Origin of the sequence: Sphingobacterium shayense (assembly GCF_013179575.1) — a bacterium.
GTDB classification, from domain to species: domain Bacteria; phylum Bacteroidota; class Bacteroidia; order Sphingobacteriales; family Sphingobacteriaceae; genus Sphingobacterium; species Sphingobacterium shayense.
The window spans coordinates 1-1,324 of the sequence record NZ_JABMCQ010000324.1 but is presented as its reverse complement, the minus strand read 5'-3'; the positions used below and the strand labels follow the sequence as shown (position 1 = coordinate 1,324).

At 40.3% G+C, this 1,324-nt stretch carries 1 protein-coding gene and 1 pseudogene; both read left to right on the top strand.

What is annotated here, in order from left to right:
* Positions 1-549, top strand: a pseudogene (locus tag HP439_RS19120) (signal recognition particle protein); the annotation flags it as partial.
* A 208-nt stretch (positions 550-757) separates the two neighbouring features.
* The coding region (locus HP439_RS19115) for an NADH-quinone oxidoreductase subunit A (RefSeq protein ID WP_172391915.1) at positions 758-1,324 on the top strand (567 nt) is incomplete at its 3' end.

The window sequence follows — 1,324 nt, the reverse complement described above, 5'->3', positions numbered from 1 at the left end:
AACAAACCAATCAAGTTTATAGGTACGGGCGAGAAGATGGAAGCATTGGATGTGTTCCATCCAGATCGTATGGCTTCTCGTATCCTAGGCATGGGGGATGTTGTGTCTCTCGTGGAACGTGCACAACAGCAATTCGATGAAAAGGAAGCTGCAGAGCTTCAAAAGAAAATTCGGAAAAATAAGTTTGATTTTAACGATTTTAAAACCCAGATTCAACAGATCAAGAAGATGGGTAATATGAAGGATTTAATGGGGATGATTCCCGGCGTTGGAAAAGCTCTGAAAGATGTTGAAGTTGATGACAACGCGTTTAAACCAATTGAAGCAATTATCGATTCGATGACACCATTTGAACGCGAGAATCCGGACTCGATAGATACAAAGAGACGTACTCGTATCGCCAAGGGGTCAGGTACTGATATTAATGAGGTAAATAAATTGATGAAGCAGTTTGCTGATATGCGCAAGGTAATGAAACAAATGTCCAATCCTGCGATGGCCGCTAAGATGATGCGGGGTATGCCGAAAATGCCAGGACGCCCGTTTTAATAGACAATTTAATTAAATAAAAAAGGTCGGCATTCGCCGACCTTTTTTTATGAGGCACCTTATCGTCTTCCGTATAAAGTATTTTATACGTGATGTTGTTTTAAATCAAGGAGATACGTTGTATATGATTTTGCCTCGCAGCTCATTTAGATATTAATTTTATCTCGCAATAATTACTTTTATAGGGATTATTTAGTAATTTTGTATTATGGATGACCCCGCGCAGCTTTCGGAATATGGGAAAATTTTGCTTGTAGCAATAATAGGGATCCTATTGACCTGTGCGACGATCTTGTTGGCAAAGATCCTCTCTCCAAAGAAACCTAACCCCGGGAAAATGAGTACTTATGAGTGTGGTGAGGAAACCACAGGAAGTGCTCGAATTCAAATTAATCCTCGTTTTTATGTGATCGCACTTGTATTTCTGCTTTTTGATGTGGAACTCATCTTCGTTTTTCCGTGGGCAACTGTTTTTGGGAATGAAGCCTTGGTCGCTGCTGATGCCCGTTGGGGGTGGTTAACTTTGATTGAAATGGGGATATTTATTGGAATTTTGATTGTAGGTTTGGTATATGTATGGAAGAGAGGCGATATATCTTGGATAAAACCCATAAACAAGTCCCCTGAAGTTATCGTGGGTATACCAAATACTGCCTATGACGAGTTGAATCGAAAGAACTATATAATTCGTGACTATCGAGAAACGAAGATCGTATCTGAAGTCGAAGTTCGTTCAGGCGTGAACGTGCGACCTAGTCCTGGATTTAAACCGAAA